Annotated in this window: 1 pseudogene; it reads left to right on the top strand. The window is 76.7% G+C overall.

Features of this window, described 5'->3' with window-relative positions:
- Window positions 1-308: 308 nt before the first annotated feature.
- Window positions 309-1,659 (top strand): annotated as a pseudogene (locus ACQKIP_RS46880) (hypothetical protein); the annotation flags it as partial.

Below are 1,659 nucleotides of genomic sequence, written 5' to 3'. Positions count from 1 at the left end.
GGTGGGGGGGGGGTCCCGGCTGGTTTCGGGGGGGTGGGTGTGGGGGGGGCCCGGGGTGTGGGGGGGGGGGTTTTGGGGGCGGGTGTGGCGGGTGGGGGAGGAAGGGTGAGGGGCCCCGGGAGCGGGGGCCTGTGCGGTGCGGGTCCGTGCCGGGGTGGATGCAGGGTGAACGGGCGCGTGGGCGGGGGAGCTTGTTCGGGGCGGGGTGGATTCGGGGGCGGCTCGTGAGGTGGGGGGAGTGGGGGCTTCGGGGGTGTCTCGCCCTGTTCGTGCTTGTGCTCGGGGCCGTGGCCGTGGGAGGGCCGGGGATGCTCGAGCGGGCCGCCGGGGGCGCTCTGGCGGACCGGCTCGGGCAAGTGCAGCGGGACGCGCCGGGGATCACGCACCGCATGCGCTTCGGTCCGGAAGCGGGGCGGGCCGGGGCGGAGAGCGCGCTGGGCGCCGACCTGCGGCGGCTCTCGACCGTCATCGACAATGCCGCGCCCCCGGCCCTGCGCGGGCAGCTCACGCGTGACTCCACCCGCATCGCCCTGCCCACCGTGCGCACCGGCGACGGCACCACGTTGTCCCTCGTGTACGCCTCCGACGCCCCGCCCCGTGACGCGTACGCCGCGGGGCGTCCCCCCGCCGCACGCGGGCGCGTCGTGGAGATCGCCGTCTCCACCCGCACGCGTGACGCGATGAAGCTGCGGCTGGGGCAGGAACTCCGGCTCGCGCCGGGAGCGTTGGAGAGGGTGGACGCACCGGCACGAGTGGTGGGCTTCTACGCCGCCGAGGGCGACCGGCGGCTCTGGAGCGAGCAGCCCCTGCTCGCCCGTCCGGCACGGGACCCGCGCGGCGGTGCGGACGGGGCGGCGCGCTATGCCGGCGCCCTCCTCGCACCGCGCGGCGCCGAAGTGCTCCAGAGCCAGGCGAACGCCGACCTCACCGTAGTCTGGAGCATGCGGCTCGACCCCGGCGACGGCGCCGCACGCTTCGTCGGCGAGCAGGGGCAGCGTGACTTCGAGCGCCTGATGCTCCGCTACCCGGAGTCCGTGCGCGGCGTCACGTGCGCCCCGGGCATGGTCGCCCAGAGCATGCTCTGCGCCCTCGGTGCGCATCCCGCCACGGAGACGGAGAGCGCCACCGAACTGCCGGACGCCCTGGACGAGTTCCAGCGGCAGTGGCGGCAGGGCAGTGTCGTGATCTCCTTCGCGCTCGCCACGGTGGCGGCGGTCGGGTTCGCCGCCGTGGTCGTCGGTGCGCTGCTGTCCGTACGCCGCCGGCTCGACGTCCATCGGCTGCAACGCGCGCGTGGAGCGTCGGCCACGGGGATCGCCCTGGGGCGTGCCGTGGAGACCGCCCCGGCCGTGCTCCTCGGGTTCGGCGGCGGCTGCGCGCTCGCCTCGCTGCTGCCGGGAGCTTCGTCCGCGTACGGGCGCGGGGTGCTCGTCGCCGTGGGCGTGTGGCTGGTGCTGCCCCTGCTGACCTGGTGGGCCGTACGGGACCGGGCGCTGCTGCGGGAGCGGAGCACGCACGGCGGGCGGCGTGTCGTCGCCGAGGCGGGCGTGGTCGTCCTCGCCCTCGCGGGCGTCTTCGCGCTGCGGGCCCGCGGGACCGGGGGGAGTCCGGACGGTGATCCCTTGCTCGCCGCCGTGCCCGTGCTGCTCGGGCTCGCCA

This window comes from Streptomyces sp. NPDC059900, from assembly GCF_050270335.1.
Classification (GTDB): domain Bacteria; phylum Actinomycetota; class Actinomycetes; order Streptomycetales; family Streptomycetaceae; genus Streptomyces.
The sequence above is the reverse complement of the archived record's forward strand: the minus strand, read 5'-3'. Positions and strand labels throughout refer to the sequence as shown.